Here is a 22,034-nt window from a genome sequence, read left to right as displayed (position 1 = left end):
CACCCATGACCCAGATCTCGGAAGCGTTGGAGCCGACCACGCCGACCGGTGCCCCCGACCCGGACGCGGTCGGCAGCGGCGGGCTGTGGCACAGCGCGTGGCGCCGCCTGCGGCGCAACCCCACCGCCATCGCCGGCGCCGTCATCGTGCTGGCCTTCCTGCTCGTGGCGCTCTTCGCGCCGCTCATCGCGCCCGGCACCCCCGGCGTGCCCCTGCCGAACAGCGGCGTCACGCCGTCCTCGGTGCCGGGCCCGTCGCCGGGCCACCCGCTCGGGCTGGACAGCCCCGGCACCGACCTGCTCACCCAGCTGGTCTTCGGCGCGCGGCAGTCGCTGGTCATCGGCGTGGTCTCCACCGCGCTGGGCCTGGCCGGTGGCGCCGTGCTCGGCGTGCTGGCCGGCGGCATCGGCGGGTGGGTCGACACGGTGGTGATGCGGCTGGTCGACATCCTGCTGTCGATCCCGTCGCTGCTGCTGGCCGTCAGCGTGGCGGCCGTCCTCGGGCAGCGGCCGATCTCGGTGATGATCGCGATCGCCGCGGCGCAGGTGCCGATCTTCGCGCGGCTGCTGCGCGGCTCGATGCTGGCCCAGCGCGGGTCCGACTACGTGCTGGCCGTGCACTCCCTGGGGGTGCGCCGCCGCACGGTGGTCATGAGCCACCTGCTGCCCAACTCGCTGGGGCCGGTCATCGTGCAGGCCACCCTCACGCTGGCGACGGCGATCATCGAGGTGGCGGCCCTGAGCTACCTCGGACTGGGGGCCTCCAACCCCTCCACGGCGGAGTGGGGGCGCATGCTCGTCAACGCGCAGTCGCGCCTGGCCACCGACCCGCACCTGGCGATCTGGCCGGGTGCCTGCATCGCCGTCACCGCGCTCGGCTTCACCCTCCTCGGAGAGGCCCTGCGAGAGGCGCTCGACCCCAAGGGACGCAAGTAGTGGCACTGCTCGAGGTCAGGGACCTCTCCGTGGCGTTCCCCGGCGGGTCCGGGCGCGGCTCGTCGTCGTCCAAGGCCGTCGACGGCGTCTCCTTCGACGTGGAGGCCGGCCGGGTGGCCGGGCTCGTCGGGGAGTCCGGGTCCGGCAAGTCCGTGACCTCGCTGGCGGTGATGGGACTGCTGCCCAAGACCGCGCAGGTCTCCGGCACGGCGGTCTTCGACGGACGCGACCTGCTGTCGCTGCCCGAGAGGGACCTGGAGGGCGTGCGGGGCCGCGACGTCGCGATGGTCTTCCAGGACCCGATGACCTCGCTCAACCCGGTGGTCACGGTCGGCACGCAGATCACCGAGGTGCTGCGCCGCCACACGGGGGCCTCGCGGAAGGCGGCCCGCGACGAGGCCGGCGAGCTGCTGGCGCGCGTGGGCATCCCCGCGCCGGTGCGGCGGCTGCGGGAGTACCCCCACCAGCTCTCCGGCGGCATGCGCCAGCGCGCCATGATCGCCATCGCGCTCGCCTGCAACCCCAAGCTGCTCATCGCCGACGAGCCGACCACGGCGCTCGACGTCACCATCCAGGCGCAGGTGCTGGAGCTCATGGGAGACCTCGTGCGCGAGCGCGGCACGGCGATGCTGCTCATCACCCACGACCTGGGCGTGGTGGCGGGCCTGTGCGACACCGTGACGGTCATGTACTCGGGCCGCGTGGTGGAGCGGGCGGGGCGGCACGAGCTCTTCGCCAGGCCCCGCCACCGCTACACCTCGGGGCTGCTCGCGTCCGTGCCGCGCCTCGACGCGCCGCGCGGCCAGCGGCTGCAGCCGATCCCCGGCACGCCGCGCGACGTCATCGGGTGGACCGACGGGTGCGCCTTCGCGCCCCGGTGCACCGCCGCCTCCGGCGACTGCCGCGTGCCCGACCTGCCCCTGGAGCAGGACGACGACGCACCGGCCGCGGCTGGGCAGCACCTGCTGCGCTGCGCGCACCCGGTCCCGACCGCCCACCCCGAGGAGCGCAGCGCATGAGCACCCCGCAGGACGCTCCCCGGCCTGACGACGTGCTGCTGTCCGCGCGCGGCGTCGCCGTGCACTACCCGGGCCGCGGCGGGCTGCTGCGCCGGGCCGGGTCGCCCATCAAGGCGGTGGACGGCGTCGACCTCGACGTGCGCCGCGGGGAGACCTACGGCCTCGTGGGGGAGTCCGGCTGCGGCAAGTCGACGCTCGGCCGGGCGCTGCTGCGCCTGACCGAGCCGACGGCGGGGACCGTCACGCTGGACGGCACCGACCTGCGCTCGCTGGGCACCGAGGCGCTGCGCCGCGAGCGGCGCCGCATGCAGATGGTCTTCCAGGACCCGATGGCGAGCCTCGACCCGCGCATGGACGTCGAGGCGGCCGTCGCCGAGCCGCTGCGCGCCCACGGCCTCTTCCCCGGCAAGGGCGAGCGCGGCAGGCGCGTGCGCGAGCTGCTGGGGATGGTGGGCCTGCCCGCGTCGGCGGCCACCCGCTACCCGCACGAGTTCTCCGGCGGGCAGCGCCAGCGCATCGGCATCGCGCGGGCGCTGGCCGCGGAGCCGTCGCTCGTCGTCGCCGACGAACCGGTGAGCGCCCTGGACGTGTCCGTGCAGGCGCAGGTGCTCAACCTGCTCGAGGACCTGCAGGAGGCCCTCGGGCTGACCTACCTGGTCATCGCGCACGACCTCGCGGTGGTGCGGCACTCCAGCGACCGGGTGGGCGTGATGTACCTCGGCGGGATCGTGGAGGAGGCCGACTCCGACGACCTCTACGCCCAGCCCCTGCACCCCTACACGCTCTCGCTGATGTCGGCGGTGCCGGTGCCGGACCCGACCGTGGAGGACTCCCGGGAGCGGATCCTGCTCACCGGCGACCTGCCCAGCCCGGCCGACCCGCCCTCGGGGTGCCGCTTCCACACCCGCTGCCCGTTCGTGCAGCCGACGCGGTGCGCCGACGAGCGGCCGCAGCTGCGCGAGCTGGGGATGCCCGCCGTCGGCGGCCCCGCGGTGCAGGCGCCGGCTGGGGGGACCCCGCACCGGGTGGCCTGCCACTGGGCCGAGGCGATCCGCGACGGGCAGCTGCAGCCCTCGAAGGCCTCCCACGACCCCGCGGCGGTGGAGCCGGTCTAGCCGACCGGCTCTAGCTGGCCGGCTTCACCACGTCGACCACCGCGTACACGCCGTCCTGGGGAATGCTGATGGTCGTCCGGTCGAGCGGCAGCCCGGCGCGGCGGACCAGGTCGACGAGCTCCTGGACGCTGCGGGGGACGAGCAGCGGCCACCCGATGGCCCGCTGGTTGAAGTGGAGCTCGCGCCGGTCGGAGAGCATGTTGGCGACCACGAGCGACCCGCCCGGCCGCAAGAGGCGGAACGCCTCGCGCAGCAGGCGCACGCAGGACGGGTCGCGGAAGTACTCGAAGATGCCCAGGGCCTCGACCAGGTCAACGCTGCCCGCCCCGACCTCGCCGAGGAGGGTGGACCGGACGAGCAGGTCCCGGACGAGGTCGCGCTGCAGCAGATCGACGTCCTCGCCGCGGGCGAGGCCCTGCTCGGCGACCATGCGCTCGGCGAGCGCGAGGGCGTCCGGGTCGATGTCGACGAGCGTCAGGTGGGGTCGGAGGGAGAGTCCCTCGACGCTGGACATCGCGTCCAGCACGGGGACCGCGGCACCGCTGGCGAGGCTGACCCAGCGGGGCCGGGCGTCGTGGCGCCCCCGGCTGGCGTCCCGTCGTGCGACCTCCTGGAGGACGACCGCTCGGGTCCGCACCCCGATGGAGTCCAGGGCGTCGCGGTAGATGGCGACGGAGGTGTCGTCCAGGGCGGCGCCCGAGGGGAGGTGACTGATGCCGGGGCGCTGGACGGGCAGCAGTGCTCCGGCACCGGGGACGAGCCGGACGCGCCACTCGCGCATGGTCGGGGAGGCGTAGAAGAACTCCGACGCGGGGTTGCTCAGGACGAGCTGCCCGTCGCGGACGACGGGGGCCTCCCACTCGGGGTGGGCGCGCAGGAGGGCGTCGTGGGCGGCGAACTCGGCCTGGAGCGTGGTGCGCGTCGGTGAGGACGTGTGCGCGTCGTCGACGACGAGCCGGCGGTGCCGCACTCCGTCGACGCGGTCCACGACGTCCACCGAGAGCTCGACGCGCCCGCGGCGCTGGTGCGGCAGGAGCAGCCGCTGTCCCGGAGGGGACACCGGGCGCCGCAGCGAGGTCTGCTGGGGCACGAGCTCACCCAGCGAAGGGTCGACAACCACGGGTCCGCCTTCCGCGCGCGGTCAGGACGTGCGGTGGCGCCTCGTGGCACCCACCGTCCTGATCGTCCCTTCCGCGAGGGACGTCACGGTGCAGGACACGCCGCAGGAGAGCCGTCCCGGCGGGGTGACCCACTCTGCGTGCTCGGGCGATCGCCAGCAGTCAAGGCCTCAGGACGGGCTGACGACGCGCTCCTGAGATGCGGGAACGTCCTGGAGGACGGCGCGCGGCCTGCCGTAGTACCACCCCTGGACGGCGTGGCAGCCGTTCGCGAGCAGCCACTCGGCCTGCACCTGCGTCTCCACGCCCTCGGCCACCACGCGCAGGCCGAGCGCCTGCGCCATGGCCAGGATGGCCCTCACGAGCGGCGCCTCCGCGTCAGAGGAGCAGATGTCGTCCGTGAAGCTCTTGTCGATCTTGAGGATGTCGACGCCGGATCGCCGCAGCCGGTCGAGGCTGGAGTAGCCGACGCCGAAGTCGTCCATCGCGGTGCGGACGCCGAGCTGGCGGATCTGGTGGAGGTTGTTCACCAGGTGGAGCGACTCGATGTCGTAGTGGCTCTCCACGAGTTCCAGGACGAGCCTCTCCGGCGGCAGCCCAGCGTCGGCCAGGGCGCTGCGCACCGTCCGCCAGTACGTCGGCTCCTGCAGCTCGCGGCCCGAGGCGTTGACCGTCACGTACGGCAGCTGGCCGTCCTGGGGCACCCACGACGCGGCTGCGGTGCAGGCGGTGCGCAGCACCCACTCGCCGAGCTCGATGATGGCGCCCGACCGCTCGGCGTCAGGGAGGAACTCGATCGGCGGCACGAGGCCGCCCTGCGGGTCACGCCAGCGCACGAGCGCCTCCGCGGCGACGGTGGCACCGGATCGCGGGTCGACGATCGGCTGGAAGTGGACGACGAACTCGCCGCGCAGGAGCCCTTCGTGCACCTCTCTCCCGTCGGGTCCAGCGCCCGTGTGCTCGTGCGTCCTGGCTCGTCCGTCGCGCTTCGCGGTGTACACAGCGGACTCCGCCCGTGCGGTGAGCATGGACGCCGACTCGCCGGGCTCGTGCTGGGCGAGGCCCGCGGAGCAGGTGACGCCCACGGGCAGGGCGGCGTGCAGGCGAGCGACGACCTCCGCGGCCCGCGCACTCGTCGTCTGCGGCATCACCAGGCCGAACTCGTCCGCTCCCAGCCTCCCGAGGGTCACGTGCTCGGGGAGGACCGAGGCCCACGCCTGGGCCGCCTCCTGCAGCAGACGATCGCCAGCAGCCCGCCCGTGCACGTCGTTCCAGGCCTTGAAGTGGTCGATGTCGATCAGGGCGTAGGTGAGGGAGCGGCTGGATCCGCTGGACGCGATCCCTTCGTACAGCGCCCTCTCGAGGCCGCGCCGGTTGGCGAGGGAGGTCAGCTGGTCCTCCTCCGCGCGCTGCAGCGCGTGGGCCATCCAGCCGACCACCGCGCCGAGGAGGGAGGCGACCGCCCAGACGACGACCTGCTCCGCGACGCCCACTCCGGACTCGAGGGAGAGCGCGGGGGCACCGATGGCGATGGTCACCACGAGGTGCGCTGCGGCTGACCGGGGAGGGAGGAGCATGAAGGCGTACCCGGGCGCGAGGCAGTAGACCGCCGCGTAGGCGACCGCACTGGCACCGCCGCCCGACGACAGCAGAGCCGTGGTGATCAGGAGCACCCCACCTGCTGTGGTGATGTGGGGGAGCAGCCTGGTGGAGCGCCCCCTCAGGAGGATCATGCCGATCCCGCTGAGCACGGCGATCCAGTTGACGACCCTGACGACGAGGACGTCGCGCTCAGCGGAGGCGCTGGGCATGTAGGTGCTGAGGATGACCGCCAGCCCAGTGGCGATGAAGAGGGAGCCGCTGAGCCAGGCCACCGCCGGACGGGCTGTCACCACGGAGCGCTGACGCGGCTTCCAGCGGAGGCCCTCGACAGCGGCCGCGAGGGCGGGGCGACGGGGGGCGGGGACCGAGCGCGTCATGCTGCGCAGGCGCGAGGGCGCGGGGTGGCCGCCGCCGGCGGGCGCCTCGTCCGCCGGTCGGGGCGCGCCGGGATAGCCCCCGGGGAAGGGCGTGCGCCTGCTCACGACCTCCAGATCGGCCGTTGCCCTAGATCACTGCACCTCCGACGCCCGTCCGGAGCAGGGGGTCACCCGATCGCTGGAGCCTCCGGCTCACCCGCCGGGCGGGCGGTGAGGGCCACCGGGAGCGGCGGGGGAGTGCCCCCGAAGGCGGGGCACAGCGCCTGGTGGGCGCACCAGCCGCAGAGCTTGCTCGTGCGCGGGCGCCAGTCGCCGGTCTCCCGGGCCTTCTCGATGGCCGCGGACAGCGCTTCGAGCTTGCGCTCGGTGGCGAGCAGGTCGGCCTCGGTGGGCTGCAGCCGCAGCACGACGCCGTCGCCGAGGTAGACCAGCTGCAGCAGCGCCGGGACCACACCCTTGAGGCGCCAGACCGCCAGGGCGTAGAAGCGCATCTGGAACAGCGCCTTGCCCTCGAAGCCCTCGCCGGGGGAGCGGCCGGTCTTGTAGTCGACCACGCGCACCATGCCGTTGGGGGCGACGTCGACCCGGTCGATGATCCCGCGCAGCAGCAGCCCGGAGTCCAGCTCGGTCTCCACCTTCAGCTCGCGCTCGGCGGGCTCCAGCCGGGTCGGGTCCTCCAGCGTGAACCAGGTGCGGACCAGCGCCGCCGCGGACTCCAGCCAGGTGCGCTCGGCCTCGGAGCCGTCGAAGAGCGTGGCCACGTCGGGCTCGTCCACCTGCAGCTGCTCCCACCGGCCGGGCAGCAGCGCCTGCGCGGCCTCCGGGGTCCGCTCCGCGGCCGGAAGGTCGAAGAGGTGCTCCAGGGCCGAGTGCACCAGCGTGCCGCGCACCGCGGCCGCCGACGGCGGCTCGGGCAGCTTGTCGACGGTGCGGAACCGGTAAAGCAGCGGGCACTGCTGGAAGTCGCCGGCGCGCGACGGCGAGAGCGAGCGGCGGCTCACCGGCGGCGCTGCCGCCTCAGCCTGCTCGGCGACCTCGGTGGCGGGGGAAGCGGACACGACGACCACGGTAGGCGCCACCACCGACAGCCCCGGTGCGTCGACCGCGGACCTGTGGATCCGGCGGCGTCCGCGCGGCCCCGTACCCTGGCGCCGTGGCTGGGGCGACGTCCGAGCGCTCCGAGGGGCTGGTCCTGGGGCGCCTGTTCGGCGTGCCCGTGGTGCTGGCGCGGTCGTGGTTCGTCATCGCCGTCGTCATCACCCTGCTCTTCCAGAGCTCGGTGGCCTACGCGGCCCCCGGCCTCGGGGTGGTCGCCTCCTACGCGGTCTCCTTCGCCTACGCGGTGCTGCTGGGCGTCTCGGTGCTGGTCCACGAGCTGGCGCACGCCCTCGTCGCGCGCAGCGTGGGCCTGCCGGCCACCCGCGTCGTCCTGACGCTGTGGGGCGGCCACACCCAGTTCGAGCAGGACATGCCCTCGCCCTGGCGCAGCTTCGCCGTCGCCGTCGTCGGTCCGCTGGCCAACGGGCTGCTCGCGGTGCTGGCCTACCTGCCGCTGCAGTCCCAGGCCCTGCCGCCGCTGGCGTCGCTGCTGCTCACCGCCACCGTCCTCACCAACGCCTTCGTGGCGGTGTTCAACGTGCTGCCCGGCCTGCCGCTGGACGGCGGCCGCCTCCTGGAGGCGGTCGTCTGGCGCGCCACCGGAGACCGCGACCGCGGCACCGTCGCCGCCGGGTGGACCGGGCGCGTCCTGGCCGTGGCCGTCCCCGTGGTCGCCCTCGGCTGGCCCCTGCTGCACGGCGGGCGCCCCGACCTCATCACCGTGGTGTGGGCGGGCGCCGTCGGCGCGGTGCTGTGGACGGGAGCCGGTGCGGCGCTCGCCGGTCCCGCCGTCCGCCGGCGCCTGCCCCGGGCCCGCGCGCGCGACCTCGCCCACCCCGCGGTCGCCGTGCCCGCCGCCGCGTCCCTGGCCGACGCGCTGGCGGCCTCCGCCGCGGCCCCGGGCGCCCGCGTGGTGCTCACCGCGCCGGACGGCCGCCCCGAGGGCCTGCTGGACCCCGCCGCTGCCGCGCAGGTCCCTCCTGAGCGCCGCACCGCGGTGCCCGCCACCGCGGCCGCCAGGGCCCTGCTGCCCGGCACCGCGCTGCCCGAGCACCTCGTGGGCCCCGACCTCATCCGGGCCATGTCCGGGCAGTCGAGCGAGGAGTGGGTCCTCGTCGACCCGGCCGGTCGCGTGGTGGGGCTGCTGCTGGCCCGCGACGTCACCGCCGCGGTCCTCGGCCCGCGCGCCGCGCGCCGCTGAGGCCCGCCGCCCCGCACCACCAGAAGACCCCGTCCCAGACCTCCAGCACTGAGGAGTGATCGAGCCGTGAGCACCGGCTCCGCGCTGCGGCGCGGCCCGTTCCGGGTGGGTGACCGGGTGCAGCTGACCGACCCCCGCGGTCGCCTGCACACCATCACCCTGGCGCCCGGCGCCACCTTCCACACCCACCGCGGCCACCTGCGCCACGAGCAGCTCGTCGGGCAGCCGGACGGCTCGGTGGTGGTGAGCACCTCCGGCCACGAGTACCTGGCCCTGCGCCCGCTGCTGGCCGACCACGTGCTGTCCATGCCGCGCGGCGCGGCGGTGGTGTACCCCAAGGACGCCGGGCAGATCGTCGCCATGGCCGACGTCTTCCCCGGCGCGCGCGTGGTCGAGGCCGGCGTCGGGTCGGGTGCGCTGTCGATGTCGCTGCTCAGGGCGGTGGGGGACGACGGGCACGTGCACTCCTACGAGCGCCGCGCCGACTTCGCCGACATCGCCCGCGGCAACGTCGAGGGCTTCTTCGGCGGCCCCCACCCCGCCTGGCGCGTGACGGTCGGCGACCTGGCCGAGGCCCTGGTGGACCCCGAGGACGGCGAGGAGCCGGGCAGCGTGGACCGGGTGGTGCTCGACATGCTCGCCCCCTGGGAGTGCCTGGAGTCCGTGGCGACCGTGCTCGCCCCCGGCGGGGTGCTCATCGCCTACGTCGCCACCGCCACGCAGCTGTCGCGCCTCGCGGAGGACCTGCGGGGCGCCGGCTGCTGGACCGAGCCCAGCGCGTGGGAGTCCCTCGTGCGGGGCTGGCACCTCGAGGGCCTGTCGGTGCGCCCGGAGCACCGGATGGTCGGCCACACGGGCTTCCTCATGACCAGCCGCCGCCTCGCGCCGGGCACCACGGCCCCCCAGCGCCGCCGCCGCCCCGCACCGGGCGCCAGCGACGAGACCGGGACGCTGGTCTCCCCGTGGGCCGAGGAGGAGTTCGACGACGCCTCCCTCGGCGTGCGGGGCACCTCGGACAAGAAGCTGCGGCGCTCGGCGCGGGACGCCGCCCGGATCGCCGACGCCGCGTCGTCCTCGGTGTCGTCCTCGGTGTCGTCCTCGGTGTCGTCCTCGGCGTCGGGAGAGTCGCCTTCGTCACAGCCGGGTGACGGTCCTGTTGCGGGCGAGGGGATCTCACCGCGCGACGTCTGAGCCGGGAGTTATCGTCGAGCACGGACTCGACTCCGGCCCGCCCCGTGCGGGTCGTGCGGAGGTGTGCCATGTCAGACGCGAGCTCAGGGCCCTTTGAGACCACGGAGCACCACGAGCCCCCTGCCCAGCGGCGGGCGGCGGACGGCCTGCGCGAGGAGGTGGGTGCCCTGCGACGGCGCCTGGCCGAGACCCCTGCCCGCACCCGGGCGCTGGAGGAGCGGGCGGCGGAGCTGGAGCGGCAGCTCTCGGCGTCCACGTCCCAGAACGACAGGCTCGTGCGCACCCTCACCGAGGCGCGCGCCCGGCTGGTGGAGCTCAAGGGCGAGGTGGAGCGCCTGGCGCAGCCGCCGTCCGGCTACGCCACCTTCCTCGAGCTCCACGAGGACGGCTCGGCCGACGTCGTGCAGGCCGGCCGCAAGGTGCGCGTGGCGGTCAGCCCCGCCGTCGACGCCGCCGCGCTCGGCCACGGCCAGGAGGTGCTCCTCAACGAGTCCCTCAACGTGGTGCGCGCGGGCGGGTACGACCGCATCGGCGAGGTGGTGACCCTCAAGGAGGTCCTCGACGGCGGCCGGGCGCTGGTGACGGCGCAGGCCGACGAGGAGCGCGTGGTGCGCCTCGCGGCACCGCTGCAGGCGGCCAAGCTGCGCGTCGGCGACGCGCTCAACCTCGACCCGCGCAGCTCGGTGGTGTTCGAGAAGGTCCCCAAGGCCGAGGTCGAGGAGCTCCTCCTGGAGGAGGTCCCCGACATCGAGTACACCGACATCGGTGGCCTCTCCGGGCAGATCGAGGCCATCCGCGACGCGGTGGAGCTGCCGTTCGCCCACCCCGAGCTCTTCCGGGAGCACGGGCTGAAGGCGCCCAAGGGGATCCTGCTGTACGGCCCGCCCGGCTGCGGCAAGACGCTCATCGCCAAGGCGGTGGCGCGCTCGCTGAGCAAGCAGGCCGCCGAGCGCCAGGGCAAGACGGAGGTGCGCAGCTACTTCCTCAACATCAAGGGCCCGGAGCTGCTCAACAAGTACGTCGGCGAGACCGAGCGGCACATCCGCCTGATCTTCGCCCGCGCCCGGGAGAAGGCCTCCGAGGGCACGCCCGTCATCGTCTTCTTCGACGAGATGGAGTCGCTGTTCCGGACCCGCGGGTCCGGCGTCTCCTCCGACACCGAGACGACGATCGTGCCGCAGCTGCTGGCCGAGATCGACGGCGTGGAGCGGCTCGACAACGTCATCGTCATCGGGGCCTCCAACCGCGAGGACATGATCGACCCGGCCATCCTGCGCCCGGGCCGCCTGGACGTGAAGATCAAGATCGAGCGTCCGGACGCCCAGGCCGCGCACGACGTGTTCGCCAAGTACCTGACGCCCGACCTGCCGCTGCACGCCGACGACCTGGCCGCCAACGGCGGGTCCCCGACGGCCACGGCCACCGCGATGATCGAGCGGACCGTGGAGCGGATGTACGCGGAGTCCGAGGAGAACCAGTTCCTCGAGGTCACCTACGCCAACGGTGACAAGGAGGTCCTGTACTTCAAGGACTTCAACTCCGGCGCGATGATCCAGAACATCGTCGACAGGGCCAAGAAGTCCGCCATCAAGGACCTCCTCACCACCGGTCAGCGCGGCATCCGGATCGAGCACCTGCTCGACGCCTGCGTGGACGAGTTCAAGGAGAACGAGGACCTGCCCAACACCACCAACCCCGACGACTGGGCACGGATCTCGGGCAAGAAGGGCGAGCGGATCACCTACATCCGCACGATCATCCAGGGCAAGAAGGGCGCCGAGCCCGGCCGCAGCATCGACACCGTCAACGGCACGGGGCAGTACCTCTAGTCCTGGCCGCTAGTCCTGGCCGCGAGGCCCGTGCCCGCTGGCCCGCCCGCTCCCGAGCAGGCGGGCCAGCGGCCCGGCCAGCAGGCGCCACCCGAGCAGGAAGACCGCCAGGACGACGGCGCTGACGACGACGAAGCTCCCCGCGCTGCCCTGGCCCGAGGCCAGCCGCAGCAGGTGCCCGCCGACCAGCGTCCCCGCCCAGACCACGAGGCCCGCGGGGACCACGGCCAGTGGCCGCCAGCCCCGGCGCCCTCCGAGCGCGCGCACCAGCAGCCACCCGGCGGCCAGCCCGGCCAGGAAGGGCCAGGCCGTGTGAGCCAGTCCCGCCAGGGCGTCGGCCTCGCCGTGCGAGCGCCGTCCGACGGCGGCGAAGACCAGGACGAGGGCGGCGTCGACGACGAGCGCCGCCACCAGGGCCCGGGCGCTCGTCGGCGTCCGCCTCCTCGGCGCCGTCGTCGCCGTCCTGGGAGCAGGGGCTGCCGCGCGCCGGGTCACGGCCCGAGCCTAGGCTGGCGGCGATGAGCGTGCGCCGGGTCGTGGGTGTCGAGACCGAGTACGGCGTCTCGGCGCCGGGCCACCCCGAGCACGACCCCGTGCTGCTGTCCAGCCAGGTGGTGGCCAGCTACGCCGCCCCCCTGGTCTCCGGCCGGCGCAGCGGCCCCCGGTGGGACTACGAGGACGAGGCGCCCCTGCGCGACGCCCGCGGCTACGAGGTCCCGCGCAGCGCCGCGCACTCCAGCCAGCTCACCGACGCCCCCGGCCGGCGCGACGTGGGCGACGGAGCCGGCGTGGGGACCGAGGACCCGGCCAGCGCCAACGTCGTCCTCACCAACGGCGCGCGCCTCTACGTGGACCACGCCCACCCCGAGTACTCCTCCCCGGAGGTCACCGGACCGCTGGCCGCCGTCCGGTGGGACCGGGCCGGCGAGCTGGTCATGCGCCGCGCGGCGGCGCGGGTGGCGGCCTCCCCGGGCCTGGACCCGGTGAACCTGTACAAGAACAACACCGACGGCAAGGGCGCCTCCTACGGCACCCACGAGAACTACCTCATGGCCCGCACCACCCCGTTCGGGGCGGTCGTGCGGGGCCTGGTGCCGTTCTTCGTCAGCCGCCAGGTCGTCTGCGGTGCCGGCCGCGTGGGGCTGGGCCAGCGCGGGGAGGAGGCGGGCTTCCAGCTGTCCCAGCGCGCCGACTACTTCGAGACCGAGGTCGGCCTGGAGACCACCCTCAAGCGGCCGATCATCAACACCCGCGACGAGCCGCACGCCACGGCCGACCGCTACCGCCGCCTGCACGTGATCGTCGGTGACGCCAACCTCTGCGACGTCGCCACCTACCTCAAGCTGGGGACGACGGCCTTGGTGCTCGACATGGTCGAGGCCGGCACCGCCCCGGACCTCGTGGTCTCCGCGCCCGTCTCGGAGCTGCACGCCGTCAGCCACGACCCGTCGCTGCGGCACAGGGTGCGCCTCGCCGACGGCAGCCAGCTCACCGCCGTGCAGCTGCAGTGGCGCTACCTGGAGGCCGCCCGCGCCCACGTCGAGTCCCGCGGCGGGGGCCCCGACGAGGCCGCGCGCGCCGAGACCGCCGACGTGCTGGACCGCTGGGAGCGGGTGCTCACCGACCTGGAGGCAGACCCGTTCCGCCTGGCCGGGCAGCTCGACTGGGTGGCCAAGCTGCGCCTGCTGCAGGGCTTCCGCGACCGCGACGGCCTGGCGTGGGACTCGCCCCGCCTCGCGCTCATCGACCTGCAGTACGCCGACGTCAACCCCGCCAAGGGCCTGCACGCCCGGCTGCGGGCGCGCGGCGCGGTGGAGGAGCTCGTCACCGACGCCGAGGCGGAGGCCGCCAGCACCGAGCCCCCCGAGGACACCCGCGCGTGGTTCCGCGGGCAGTGCCTGTCGCGGTACTCCCGCGACGTGGCGGCGGCCAGCTGGGACTCGGTGATCTTCGACGTGCCCGGCCGCGGTGCCCTGCAGCGGGTGCCGATGCTGGAGCCGCTGCGCGGCACCCGGGCCGGCACCGAGGCGCTGCTCGACCGCTGCCCGGACGCGGCCGCGCTGGTGGACGCCCTCTCGGGGCGGTGACCCGGCGCTGACGGGCCGGGCGCTCCTCAGCCCTTCTTGAGCTCCCGCTCGAGGTTCGCCACCAGCTCGCCGGTGACCCGCTTGAGGCCCAGCGGCGCGAAGGTCCGCTCGAAGAAGCCCCCCACCCCGCTGGCGCCGTCCCACGTGGTGGTCGAGCTCACCGTGCAGGCGTTCACGCCGGTGGGCGCCACGGACCAGCGGGTCACCATCGACGAGCGGGTGTCGGCCTCGACGAGGGTGCCGTCGGCCTCCTCGCTGACCCGGACCAGCTGCTCCCGCACGCGCTTCTTCGTGGCCTGGAAGCGCCAGCCGACCTCGGTGCCCGCGCCGGTCCCGCCGGCCTCCACGCGGTACTGGCTGTAGGCCGCGGGCATCGCCGCGCGGCGCGCCCCGGTGTAGTCGGCCAGGGCGGCGCGCAGCTGGTGGGCGGGGACGGCGGCGGGGTGCTCGCTGGACGCGGTGACGCGGGGGCTCATGGCCCCAGTCTCCCGGACCGGTGCTCGCGGGGGATCAGCCCGCCAGCGCGCCGGTGGGCACCGGGCCGCCGCGCCACGGGGCGGGGCCGGTGATGTCGCGCAGGGCCAGCCCGTTGACCTCGTACACGTCGGCGTCGTCCAGCCGGTCGTCGGCCCGGTCGTCGTCGTCATCGTCCTCGTCGTCACGGACCTGGAGGGTGACCTGCTGGCCGACCAGCCCGTCGAGCTCGGCGGCGAAGGGCTCGGCGGTGCCGTCGCGGTCGTAGTCCTGCAGGACGGGAGCGGCGACGACCCACTCCGACGGGCCGAAGTCCACCTCGACGCCGTTGACGGTGAAGTCGTCGTAGCGGTCTGCCGGGTCGTCGCGGTCGTCGTCGGAGTCGTCGTCGGAGTCGTCGACGTCGCGCTCCAGCACGCCCTGCACGGTCTGCAGCGCCGAGACCGCCGCGGCGCTGCCGGCGGCCGACGGTCCCGCCGACGGCGAGGACGCGCTCGGGCTCGCCGACGCCTCGCTCGCGCTCGACGCGGGGGAGAGGCCGTCGACGGCGACGGCGCCGACCGTGCGGGAGTCCTCGCTGCCGCACGCGGTGAGCGCGGCGGCGCCGAGCAGGCCGGCGGCGACGAGGGTGAAGGTGCGCTGGCGGGTCATGGTGTCCTCCTGGGTCGAGCTGAGCTGCTGACGACTCCGAGGTTTCCCGGCGGGTGTGGCGCCGACCTGTCGTGCGCCTGACGGTTCTGTCATCTTCGCGCCAGGTGGCCGTCGTGATCGCCCGGCAGGATGGCGGCGTGGCGGTTCTGGTGGTCGAGGACGAGGCGGGCATCACGGCGTTCCTGCGTCGGGGGCTGGAGTCCGCGGGGTTCACCGTGCTCAGCGAGTCCGGGGGGAGGGCGGGCGCCCAGGCGGCGCTGCGCGAGGACGTCGAGCTGGTGGTGCTCGACCTCGGCCTGCCCGACCTGCCGGGGGAGCAGGTGCTCGCGCGCATCCGCGCCTCCCGGCCCGCCCTGCCGGTCATCGTGCTCACCGCCAAGGACGCCGTCTCCGACCGGGTGGCCAACCTCGAGGCCGGCGCCGACGACTACGTGGTCAAGCCCTTCAGCTTCACCGAGCTGCTCGCCCGGGTGCGGGCGCGGCTGCGCCAGCCGGCCCAGCCCTCCTCCGTGGTGCTGTCCGCCGGCGGCCTCACCCTGGACGTCCGCACCCGACGGGTGCGCGTCCAGGGCCCCTCCGCCGACGACGCGGGCGCCGGCCGCGAGGTGGCCCTCTCCTCGCGGGAGTTCGCGCTGCTGGAGACCCTGCTGCGCCACCCCGGGCAGGTGCTCTCGCAGGTGCAGCTGCTCGACAGGGTGTGGGGCTACGACTTCGACGGCGCCAGCAACGTGGTGGAGACCTGCGTGCGCCACGTGCGCCGCAAGGTGGGCGCCGAGCGCATCGAGACCGTCCGCGGAGCCGGCTACCGGCTGGTGTCGTGAGCCAGAGGTCCGTGCGACAGCCGGGGCGCCGGACGGCTGCCCTCCACGTGCGGCTCACGGCGATCGCGCTCGCCGTGATGGCCGCCACGCTCGCCGTCGCCGCGCTGACCACGGCCGAGCTCGTGCGCGTGGGTGACCGGAACTCGCTGGACCAGCTGCTGACCGACGAGCTGGCCGACCTGCGCACCGACCTGCCCCGGCTGGTGAGGGAGCAGGCCGGCACCGACGGCCAGGTGTCGGCCGACGAGGCGCGAACAGCCGCCAACGCCTACCTGGGCACGCACGACGGCAGCGCCCGCCACCTCCTGGTGATCGACGTGGAGGGCCGGCGGCAGTTCACCCGGTCCGGCCCCGCCCCGCTGGTGGACCTGCTCAACCGCGGGGACCTCCCCACCGGCCAGGCGGGCCGCCTCGTGACCGTGCCGTCCCTGCGGGGTGAGGTCCGCGTGCTCAACACCCCCGTCGAGGTCGGCGGTCAGCAGGTGGCGACGGCGCTGCTGGTGGGCAGCCTCGAGCCGGGCCGCGCGCAGGCCGCGGACGTCCTGCAGCGCATCGCGATCGCCGGGGGGATCGGCCTCCTGGTGGGGGGCGCGGTGCTCGTCGTCGCCGTCCGCAGGGCCACCGCGCCCCTGCGCCACCTCGCGCACGCCGCCCGCGACGTCGACCTCGCCGCCCTGCCCGACGGCCCGCCCCAGCTCCCCGGCGCCGACCGCGGCGACGAGGTGGGTGTGGTCGCCCACGAGGTGGAGCGCATGCTCGCCCGCATCAGCCGCGACGAGGCGCTGCGCCGCCAGCTCCTCGCCGCCGTCTCCCACGAGCTCCGCACGCCGCTCGCCGTCGCCCAGGGCCACCTGGAGGTCTTCGAGCTCACCTCCCGGCACGGCCCCGACAGCGGCCAGGACGACGGGGGCGCCGCCCAGACGGCCGCGGTGCTGCGCCGCGAGCTGGACCGGCTGGCGCGCATCGTCGACGACCTCACCGCCGTCACCCGCGGCGGCAGCGCTGACGCCGCGGCCGCCGAGGCCGTCTTCGTGCCCGACCTGCTCACGGCCGTCGCGGAGCGCTCGCGGGGACTGGGGCTGACGGGCGTCGAGGTGCAGGGCGAGCGGGAGGCGCCGGGCGCCGTCGTCGTCGGCGACGAGGACCGGATGGTGCAGGCGCTGCTCAACCTCGTGCTCAACGCCCGCACGCACACCCCCGCGGGCACCCGCGTCCGCGTGGCAGCGCGGCTGCGGGAGGACGGCTGGGTGGTGCTGGAGGTCAGCGACGACGGCCCGGGGATGGCGCCGGCGGTCGCCGACGTCGCCTTCGAGCCCTTCGTGACCACGCGCTCCAGCGGCGACACCCGCGGCTCGGGCCTGGGTCTGTCGGTGGTGAGGTCCGTGACCCAGGCTCAGGGGGGCACCGTGGACCTGCGGACGGGTCCCGGCGGGACGACGGTGTCGCTGGCCTTCCCCGCGGCGGACTGACCGCCCTCAGCCGAGGCCGGCGTCGCTGCCGGCGCTGCGGACGTCCGCGGCCAGCGCCGCGAGGCCGGGGAGCAGGTCGGCGGCGTCCAGCCAGGGCTCGTCGAGCTCGGAGTCCGGGTCCTCCAGGGCGCGGGAGAGCGCGGCGCGGACGGCGGGCTCGGCGCGGGCGTCCCCGCGCCGGGCCAGCCCGAGCGCGGCCAGGCCGCCGGTCTCCCCGGGGGCGCCCAGGCGCGCGGCCAGCGCCTCGGCCACCTCGGGCGCGCCGGCGGCGCCGGTGGGCTCGAGCTGCTCGGCCAGCGCGAAGACGGCCTGCTCGGCGACGTCCTCGTCCTCGTCGCGGGTCGCGCCGACCAGGGCGTTGACGGCGCGGTGGCCGGCGTCGCCGTCGAGGGTGCTCGCGTCGGCCCCGAGGGCCAGGGGCAGGCAGGCGACGGCCTGCCAGCGCACGTCGGCGTCGTCGTCGGAGAGCAGGACGACGAGGACGTCGAGCGCGGCGGGGGAGGTCCCGGCGGAGCCCAGGGCCTTGGCGGCGGCCCAGCGCAGGTCGGCGTCGTCGCTGGTGGCGGCCTGCGCCGCCTGGTCGGCCACCTGCTGCCGGGCGCGCTCGCGGGCCTGGACGGGGAGGGGGGAGGCGGGACCGGCGAGCACGGCGGACAGCTCCAGGCCGACCTGGCGCACGACGGGCTCCGGGCTGGCCCACCAGGCGGCGGCGTCGTCGAGGGCCCCGGCGCGGCGCGCGTGCGCGGCCAGCGCGGCGGGGAACGCCGCGCCCGTGCCCTCGCGGGCCTCCAGGAGCGCCCCGGGGAGCTCCGGCGGGACCTGCGCTGCGGGGTCGGGCTGCTCGGGCACGGCGTCGATGCTGCCAGGTGGCGCGGGATCGGCTGGGTGCCGGTCGCGGTCCGGGCGCTCCCGCCTACGATCGGGAGAGCCCGACCGGGCCCCCGCGCGGGGCACCGGCCAGCCGAGAGTGACCTGAGGGGGCAGCGGTGCCAGGACAGGAGCAGCAGCGTCCGTCGCGGCGCGACAAGGACGAGGTCGAGCACGAGGTCGAGCCGCTGCCGCGCTCGGGCGCCCAGACCGAGGACTCGACCGCCACCGACGACGTCGACGCCCTCCTCGACGAGATCGACGACGTGCTCGAGTCCAACGCGGAGCAGTTCGTCCGCCAGTACACCCAGAAGGGCGGCCAGTGACGGCAGCCCCTCTGCCCTCGGCGTTCACCACGCCCGGCAGCTCCTCGTTCACGGACTTCCTCGGCGCCCACGCGCCCGAGCTGCTGCCCGGCCGCCGGGCGCTCCAGCAGCCCGGGGCCTCGGGTGAGCAGCTGGCGCCGCACGGCACGACCATCGTCTCGCTGACCTTCCCCGGCGGCGTGGTCATGGCAGGCGACCGGCGCGCCACGGCGGGGTCGATGATCGCCAGCCGCGACATCGAGAAGGTGTTCCCCGCGGACGCGTGGAGCTGCGTCGGCATCGCCGGGTCCGCGGGGCTCGCGGTGGAGCTGGTGCGCCTGTTCCAGGTGGAGCTCGAGCACTACGAGAAGATCGAGGGCGCGCTGCTCAGCCTGGACGGCAAGGCCAACCGCCTCGCCACGATGGTCCGCGGCAACCTGGGCCTGGCCATGCAGGGCCTGGCCGTGGTGCCGCTGTTCGCCGGGTACGACCTGGCCCGCCAGACCGGCCGCATCTTCAGCTACGACGTCACCGGCGGCCGCTACGAGGAGCACGAGCACCACGCGGTGGGCTCCGGCTCGCTGTTCGCCCGGGGCGCCCTCAAGAAGCTCTGGCGCCCGGGCCTGGACACCGACGGCGCCGTCCGGGTGGCCGTGGAGGCCCTCTACGACGCCGCCGACGACGACTCCGCCACCGGCGGTCCCGACGTCGTGCGCCGCATCTGGCCCGTCGTCGCCGTCGTGACCGCCGAGGGCTACGTGCGCGTCGGTGAGGACGAGCTCGGCCGGGTCGCCGCCGCCGTCATCGCCGACCGCACGGCCGAGCAGGAGGGCCGCCGCCGATGAGCATGCCGTTCTACGTCAGCCCCGAGCAGCTCATCCGGGACAAGGCCGACTACGCCCGCAAGGGCATCGCCCGCGGCCGGTCCGTGGTGGTGGCCGAGTACGCCGGCGGCATCGCCTTCGTGGCGGAGAACCCGTCGAAGGCGCTGCACAAGGTGAGCGAGATCTACGACCGGATCGGCTTCGCCGCGGTCGGCAAGTACAACGAGTTCGAGAACCTCCGCGTGGCCGGCGTGCGCTACGCCGACCTGCGCGGGTACTCCTACGACCGCGCCGACGTCACCGCCCGCGGCCTGGCCAACGCCTACGCGCAGTCCCTCGGGGCGGTGTTCACCAGCGAGCCCAAGCCGCTGGAGGTCGAGGTGGTGGTGGCGCAGGTCGGCCCGCAGCCGGGCACCGACCAGCTGTACCGCCTCACCTACGACGGCTCCGTGGCCGAAGAGCACGGCGTGGTCATCATCGGCGGCCAGACCGAGGCCGTGGTCGGGCCGCTGCGCGAGGGCTGGCGCGCCGACCTCGACCTGCCCGGCGTGCTGGCGCTGGCGCTGCGGGCGCTCTCGCCCGACCCGGCCGGTGGTCCGGCGCGCACGCTGACCGCCGACCAGCTCGAGGTCGCGGTGCTGGAGCGCGACCGCCCCCGGCGCACCTTCCGCCGCCTCGAGGGCGCCGTGCTGCAGGCCGTCATCGACGGACGGGCGGGTGGTGACACCCCCGGGCCGGTATCGGCGGCCGAGGTCGCCGCGGCCCGGACGCCGCCCGCGGCGGGCCACTCCGGCCTGCCGTCGGACACGGTCGACCTGCCGCCCGCCGACTGACCACCCCCTCCTCGACGACCCGGACGACGACGGTGGGTGGCTGGCGGCTGCGCCCGGCGCGCGCGGGCGACGCCGGCGAGGTGCTGGTGGTCTCGCTGGCGGCGTTCGTCAGCGAGGCCCAGCGCTACGGCGACCCGCTGCTGCCGCCCCTGCGCGAGAGCGTCGCCGACGTGCGCACCGCCATCGAGGACGCGGCCCAGCGCGTGGTGGTCGCCGAGGCCGGTGCCTGGTCGGACTGGAAGCCGGACCGGCTGCTCGGGTCCGTGCGGGTGCGCCTGGCCCACGACCTCCCGTCGGCGGGGGACGGGCAGGACGACGGCGGGGGTCCGCTCGTCGGGCACGTCGGCAGGCTCGTCGTCGTCCCGGACGCGCAGGGGCGCGGGCTGGGCAAGGCCCTCCTCCGCGCCGCCGAGGACGAGGCCCGCCGGGCCGGTGCGGTCCGCCTGGAGCTGTTCACCGGGGCGGAGTCCGAGGGCTCCATCTCGCTCTACCAGCGCGCCGGCTACCGCCTCAGCGACAGGCCCGGGGACGCCGACCGCGTCGACGACCGCGGCGTCCGCCTCGCGGTGCTGGTGAAGGCGCTGGACTGACTCGACCGGTCAGAAGCTCGGCTCGTCGGGGAACGTCACGCAGACGCCTCGGACACGTCCCTGATGATACCGACAGGCGTTCGAGCGAGCAACATCAACACCGCTGTGACCTGGTGAGACGACTCTTCGAGATGGTGCTCGGGGAGGCCTCGGGGGGACGGTGGCGGCCAGCACCGACGACGGCCCGCTGCGCGCCCCGCCTCCGCGCCACCGCGCAGCCGACGTACTGTGGCGATCGTGGACCGCCGGATCCTGGGTCTGGAGACCGAGTACGGGGTCACCTGCGCCGCGGACGGCCAGCGCCGCCTGTCCGCCGACGAGGTCGCCCGCTACCTCTTCCGCAAGGTCGTCTCGTGGGGGCGGTCGTCCAACGTCTTCCTCCGCAACGGCGCCCGCCTCTACCTCGACGTGGGCTCCCACCCGGAGTACGCCACCCCCGAGTGCGACGACGTGCGCCAGCTCGTCATCCACGACCGCGCGGGCGAGCGGATCCTCGAGGGCCTCACCGTGGACGCCGAGCGCCGCCTCGCCGAGGAGGGCATCGGGGGAGAGGTGTTCCTCTTCAAGAACAACACCGACTCCGCCGGCAACTCCTACGGCTGCCACGAGAACTACCTCGTGCCCCGTGCCGGGGAGTTCTCCCGACTGGCCGACGTCCTGATCCCCTTCCTCGTGACGCGCCAGGTGCTCGTGGGCGCCGGCAAGGTGCTCCAGACCCCCCGGGGCGCCGTCTACTGCCTCTCCCAGCGCGCCGACCACATCTGGGAGGGCGTCTCCAGCGCCACCACGCGCAGCCGGCCCATCATCAACACCCGCGACGAGCCCCACGCCGACGCCGACAGGTTCCGCCGCCTCCACGTCATCGTGGGCGACTCCAACATGTCCGAGACCACGACGATGCTCAAGACCGGTGCCGTCGACATCGTCCTGCGGATGCTGGAGAGCGGCGTCGCCGTGCGCGACCTCTCGCTGGAGAACCCGATCCGGGCCATCCGCGAGGTGAGCCACGACACCACCGGGCGCCGGCTGCTCAAGCTCGCCAACGGCGGCGAGGCCAGCGCCCTGGAGGTCCAGGAGGAGTACCTCGAGCGCGCGAAGACCTTCATCGACGAGGAGGGCACCCGCAACAGCACCGACAAGCGCGTGCTCGACCTGTGGGAGCGCGGCCTGCGGGCCGTCCGCGAGGGCGACCTGTCCCTGGTGGACAGGGAGCTGGACTGGGTCATCAAGCTCAAGCTCGTCGAGCGCTACCAGGCCCGCCACGGCCTGTCGCTGTCCGACGCCCGCGTCGCCCGCCTCGACCTCGCCTACCACGACGTCTCCCGCACCCGCGGCCTGTACAACCTCCTCGCCGCCCGCGGCATGGTCGAGCGCGTCAGCAGCGACATCGAGGTCTTCGAGGCCACCAGCGTGCCCCCGCAGACCACCCGCGCCCGCCTGCGCGGGGACTTCGTGCGGACCGCCCAGGAGAAGCGCCGCGACTTCACCGTCGACTGGGTGCACCTCAAGCTCAACGACCAGTCGCAGCGCACCGTGCTCTGCAAGGACCCCTTCCGCTCCGTGGACGAGCGGGTGGAGCGCCTCATCGCCAGCATGTGAGCCCGCGCGCGCCGGGAGCACCCAGGTCC

Annotated in this window: 20 protein-coding genes and 1 pseudogene; 14 read left to right on the top strand and 7 right to left on the bottom strand. The window is 75.0% G+C overall.

Going from position 1 to position 22,034, the window contains the following annotated elements:
• Nucleotides 1-5: 5 nt before the first annotated feature.
• The 3 genes from FHN55_RS00485 to FHN55_RS00475 are packed head-to-tail and all read left to right on the top strand — an operon-like array spanning nt 6 to nt 3,069.
• Nucleotides 6-935, top strand: coding sequence for an ABC transporter permease (locus FHN55_RS00485; RefSeq protein WP_139709714.1), 930 nt, complete (start codon nt 6-8; stop codon nt 933-935).
• Nucleotides 935-1,954: an ABC transporter ATP-binding protein gene (locus FHN55_RS00480; protein ID WP_139709711.1), complete on the top strand. Its 1,020-nt coding sequence runs from the start codon at nt 935-937 to the stop codon at nt 1,952-1,954. The genes FHN55_RS00485 and FHN55_RS00480 overlap by 1 nt, the downstream gene beginning before the upstream one ends.
• Nucleotides 1,951-3,069 (top strand): ABC transporter ATP-binding protein, encoded by a 1,119-nt coding sequence (locus tag FHN55_RS00475; protein WP_139709709.1) that lies wholly within the window; start codon nt 1,951-1,953, stop codon nt 3,067-3,069. Before FHN55_RS00480 ends, FHN55_RS00475 begins: the two co-directional genes overlap by 4 nt.
• A gap of 10 nt (nt 3,070-3,079) precedes the next feature.
• Here the strand turns inward: FHN55_RS00475 and FHN55_RS00470 are convergent, their stop codons facing one another.
• The 3 genes from FHN55_RS00470 to FHN55_RS00460 form a co-directional block, all read right to left on the bottom strand.
• Nucleotides 3,080-4,159: a class I SAM-dependent methyltransferase gene (locus FHN55_RS00470; protein ID WP_139709707.1), complete on the bottom strand. Its 1,080-nt coding sequence runs from the start codon at nt 4,157-4,159 to the stop codon at nt 3,080-3,082.
• Nucleotides 4,160-4,357: 198 nt separating this feature from the next.
• The gene (locus FHN55_RS00465; RefSeq protein WP_139709705.1) at nt 4,358-6,271 is read right to left on the bottom strand and encodes a bifunctional diguanylate cyclase/phosphodiesterase; all 1,914 of its coding nucleotides are present in this window, start codon (nt 6,269-6,271) and stop codon (nt 4,358-4,360) included.
• A gap of 62 nt (nt 6,272-6,333) precedes the next feature.
• Nucleotides 6,334-7,233 carry a RecB family exonuclease gene (locus tag FHN55_RS00460; protein WP_373995684.1) on the bottom strand — a complete coding sequence of 300 codons (900 nt, stop codon included), beginning with the start codon at nt 7,231-7,233 and terminating at the stop codon, nt 6,334-6,336.
• A gap of 86 nt (nt 7,234-7,319) precedes the next feature.
• Here FHN55_RS00460 and FHN55_RS00455 point away from each other — a divergent pair, with 86 nt between their 5' ends.
• The 3 genes and pseudogenes from FHN55_RS00455 (at nt 7,320) to arc (ending at nt 11,485) form a co-directional block, all read left to right on the top strand.
• The gene (locus tag FHN55_RS00455; protein WP_139709701.1) at nt 7,320-8,465 is read left to right on the top strand and encodes a site-2 protease family protein; all 1,146 of its coding nucleotides are present in this window, start codon (nt 7,320-7,322) and stop codon (nt 8,463-8,465) included.
• Nucleotides 8,466-8,531: 66 nt separating this feature from the next.
• Nucleotides 8,532-9,407, top strand: a pseudogene (locus FHN55_RS00450) (tRNA (adenine-N1)-methyltransferase); the annotation flags it as partial.
• A 317-nt stretch (nt 9,408-9,724) separates the two neighbouring features.
• A complete protein-coding gene (gene arc, locus FHN55_RS00445) occupies nt 9,725-11,485 on the top strand; it encodes a proteasome ATPase (protein WP_139709699.1) in 1,761 nt (586 codons plus the stop codon).
• A gap of 9 nt (nt 11,486-11,494) precedes the next feature.
• Here arc and FHN55_RS00440 read toward each other — a convergent pair whose 3' ends face one another.
• Complete coding sequence (locus tag FHN55_RS00440; RefSeq protein WP_218974216.1) at nt 11,495-11,980, bottom strand: DUF3054 domain-containing protein; 486 nt, start codon at nt 11,978-11,980, stop codon at nt 11,495-11,497.
• Nucleotides 11,981-12,003: 23 nt separating this feature from the next.
• On the opposite strand from FHN55_RS00440, the gene dop reads away from it, so the two are divergent.
• Complete coding sequence (gene dop / locus FHN55_RS00435) at nt 12,004-13,572, top strand: depupylase/deamidase Dop (RefSeq protein ID WP_139709696.1); 1,569 nt, start codon at nt 12,004-12,006, stop codon at nt 13,570-13,572.
• Between the two features lie 26 nt (nt 13,573-13,598).
• Here dop and FHN55_RS00430 read toward each other — a convergent pair whose 3' ends face one another.
• Together FHN55_RS00430 and FHN55_RS00425 are read right to left on the bottom strand one after the other, a co-directional pair.
• Nucleotides 13,599-14,048: an SRPBCC family protein gene (locus FHN55_RS00430; RefSeq protein WP_139709694.1), complete on the bottom strand. Its 450-nt coding sequence runs from the start codon at nt 14,046-14,048 to the stop codon at nt 13,599-13,601.
• Between the two features lie 34 nt (nt 14,049-14,082).
• A complete protein-coding gene (locus FHN55_RS00425) occupies nt 14,083-14,697 on the bottom strand; it encodes a hypothetical protein (RefSeq protein ID WP_139709692.1) in 615 nt (204 codons plus the stop codon).
• Nucleotides 14,698-14,834: 137 nt separating this feature from the next.
• Between FHN55_RS00425 and FHN55_RS00420 the strand changes: the two genes are divergently transcribed.
• Together FHN55_RS00420 and FHN55_RS00415 are read left to right on the top strand one after the other, a co-directional pair.
• Nucleotides 14,835-15,518, top strand: a complete 684-nt coding sequence (locus FHN55_RS00420) for a response regulator transcription factor (protein WP_139709691.1) — start codon at nt 14,835-14,837, stop codon at nt 15,516-15,518.
• Nucleotides 15,515-16,987, top strand: a complete 1,473-nt coding sequence (locus tag FHN55_RS00415) for a HAMP domain-containing sensor histidine kinase (protein WP_139709689.1) — start codon at nt 15,515-15,517, stop codon at nt 16,985-16,987. The genes FHN55_RS00420 and FHN55_RS00415 overlap by 4 nt, the downstream gene beginning before the upstream one ends.
• 6 nt (nt 16,988-16,993) lie before the next feature.
• Here the strand turns inward: FHN55_RS00415 and FHN55_RS00410 are convergent, their stop codons facing one another.
• Complete coding sequence (locus tag FHN55_RS00410) at nt 16,994-17,836, bottom strand: HEAT repeat domain-containing protein (protein WP_180357542.1); 843 nt, start codon at nt 17,834-17,836, stop codon at nt 16,994-16,996.
• Nucleotides 17,837-17,973: 137 nt separating this feature from the next.
• Between FHN55_RS00410 and FHN55_RS22435 the strand changes: the two genes are divergently transcribed.
• The 5 genes from FHN55_RS22435 (at nt 17,974) to pafA (ending at nt 22,005) form a co-directional block, all read left to right on the top strand.
• Nucleotides 17,974-18,180 carry a ubiquitin-like protein Pup gene (locus FHN55_RS22435; protein ID WP_180357541.1) on the top strand — a complete coding sequence of 69 codons (207 nt, stop codon included), beginning with the start codon at nt 17,974-17,976 and terminating at the stop codon, nt 18,178-18,180.
• Nucleotides 18,177-19,004 (top strand): proteasome subunit beta, encoded by an 828-nt coding sequence (gene prcB / locus FHN55_RS00405; protein WP_139709684.1) that lies wholly within the window; start codon nt 18,177-18,179, stop codon nt 19,002-19,004. The genes FHN55_RS22435 and prcB overlap by 4 nt, the downstream gene beginning before the upstream one ends.
• Complete coding sequence (prcA, locus tag FHN55_RS00400) at nt 19,001-19,816, top strand: proteasome subunit alpha (RefSeq protein ID WP_139709682.1); 816 nt, start codon at nt 19,001-19,003, stop codon at nt 19,814-19,816. Before prcB ends, prcA begins: the two co-directional genes overlap by 4 nt.
• A 32-nt stretch (nt 19,817-19,848) precedes the next feature.
• The gene (locus FHN55_RS00395; RefSeq protein ID WP_139709680.1) at nt 19,849-20,406 is read left to right on the top strand and encodes a GNAT family N-acetyltransferase; all 558 of its coding nucleotides are present in this window, start codon (nt 19,849-19,851) and stop codon (nt 20,404-20,406) included.
• A 237-nt stretch (nt 20,407-20,643) separates the two neighbouring features.
• The gene (gene pafA / locus FHN55_RS00390; protein ID WP_139709678.1) at nt 20,644-22,005 is read left to right on the top strand and encodes a Pup--protein ligase; all 1,362 of its coding nucleotides are present in this window, start codon (nt 20,644-20,646) and stop codon (nt 22,003-22,005) included.
• Nucleotides 22,006-22,034: the final 29 nt, after the last annotated feature.

It is taken from the genome of Streptomyces sp. NP160 (genome assembly GCF_006335115.1).
Taxonomy (GTDB): domain Bacteria; phylum Actinomycetota; class Actinomycetes; order Actinomycetales; family Quadrisphaeraceae; genus Quadrisphaera.
The sequence above is the reverse complement of the archived record's forward strand: the minus strand, read 5'-3'. Positions and strand labels throughout refer to the sequence as shown.

What these genes read in the sequence shown, in the direction of transcription:
- FHN55_RS00485 (WP_139709714.1), top strand. Translation starts at nt 6, where the DNA reads ATGACCCAGATCTCGGAAGCGTTGGAGCCGACCACGCCGACCGGTGCC.
- FHN55_RS00475 (WP_139709709.1), top strand. Translation starts at nt 1,951, where the DNA reads ATGAGCACCCCGCAGGACGCTCCCCGGCCTGACGACGTGCTGCTGTCC.
- arc (WP_139709699.1), top strand. Translation starts at nt 9,725, where the DNA reads ATGTCAGACGCGAGCTCAGGGCCCTTTGAGACCACGGAGCACCACGAG.
- dop (WP_139709696.1), top strand. Translation starts at nt 12,004, where the DNA reads ATGAGCGTGCGCCGGGTCGTGGGTGTCGAGACCGAGTACGGCGTCTCG.
- FHN55_RS00430 (WP_139709694.1), bottom strand. Translation starts at nt 14,048, where the DNA reads ATGAGCCCCCGCGTCACCGCGTCCAGCGAGCACCCCGCCGCCGTCCCC.
- FHN55_RS00425 (WP_139709692.1), bottom strand. Translation starts at nt 14,697, where the DNA reads ATGACCCGCCAGCGCACCTTCACCCTCGTCGCCGCCGGCCTGCTCGGC.
- prcA (WP_139709682.1), top strand. Translation starts at nt 19,001, where the DNA reads ATGAGCATGCCGTTCTACGTCAGCCCCGAGCAGCTCATCCGGGACAAG.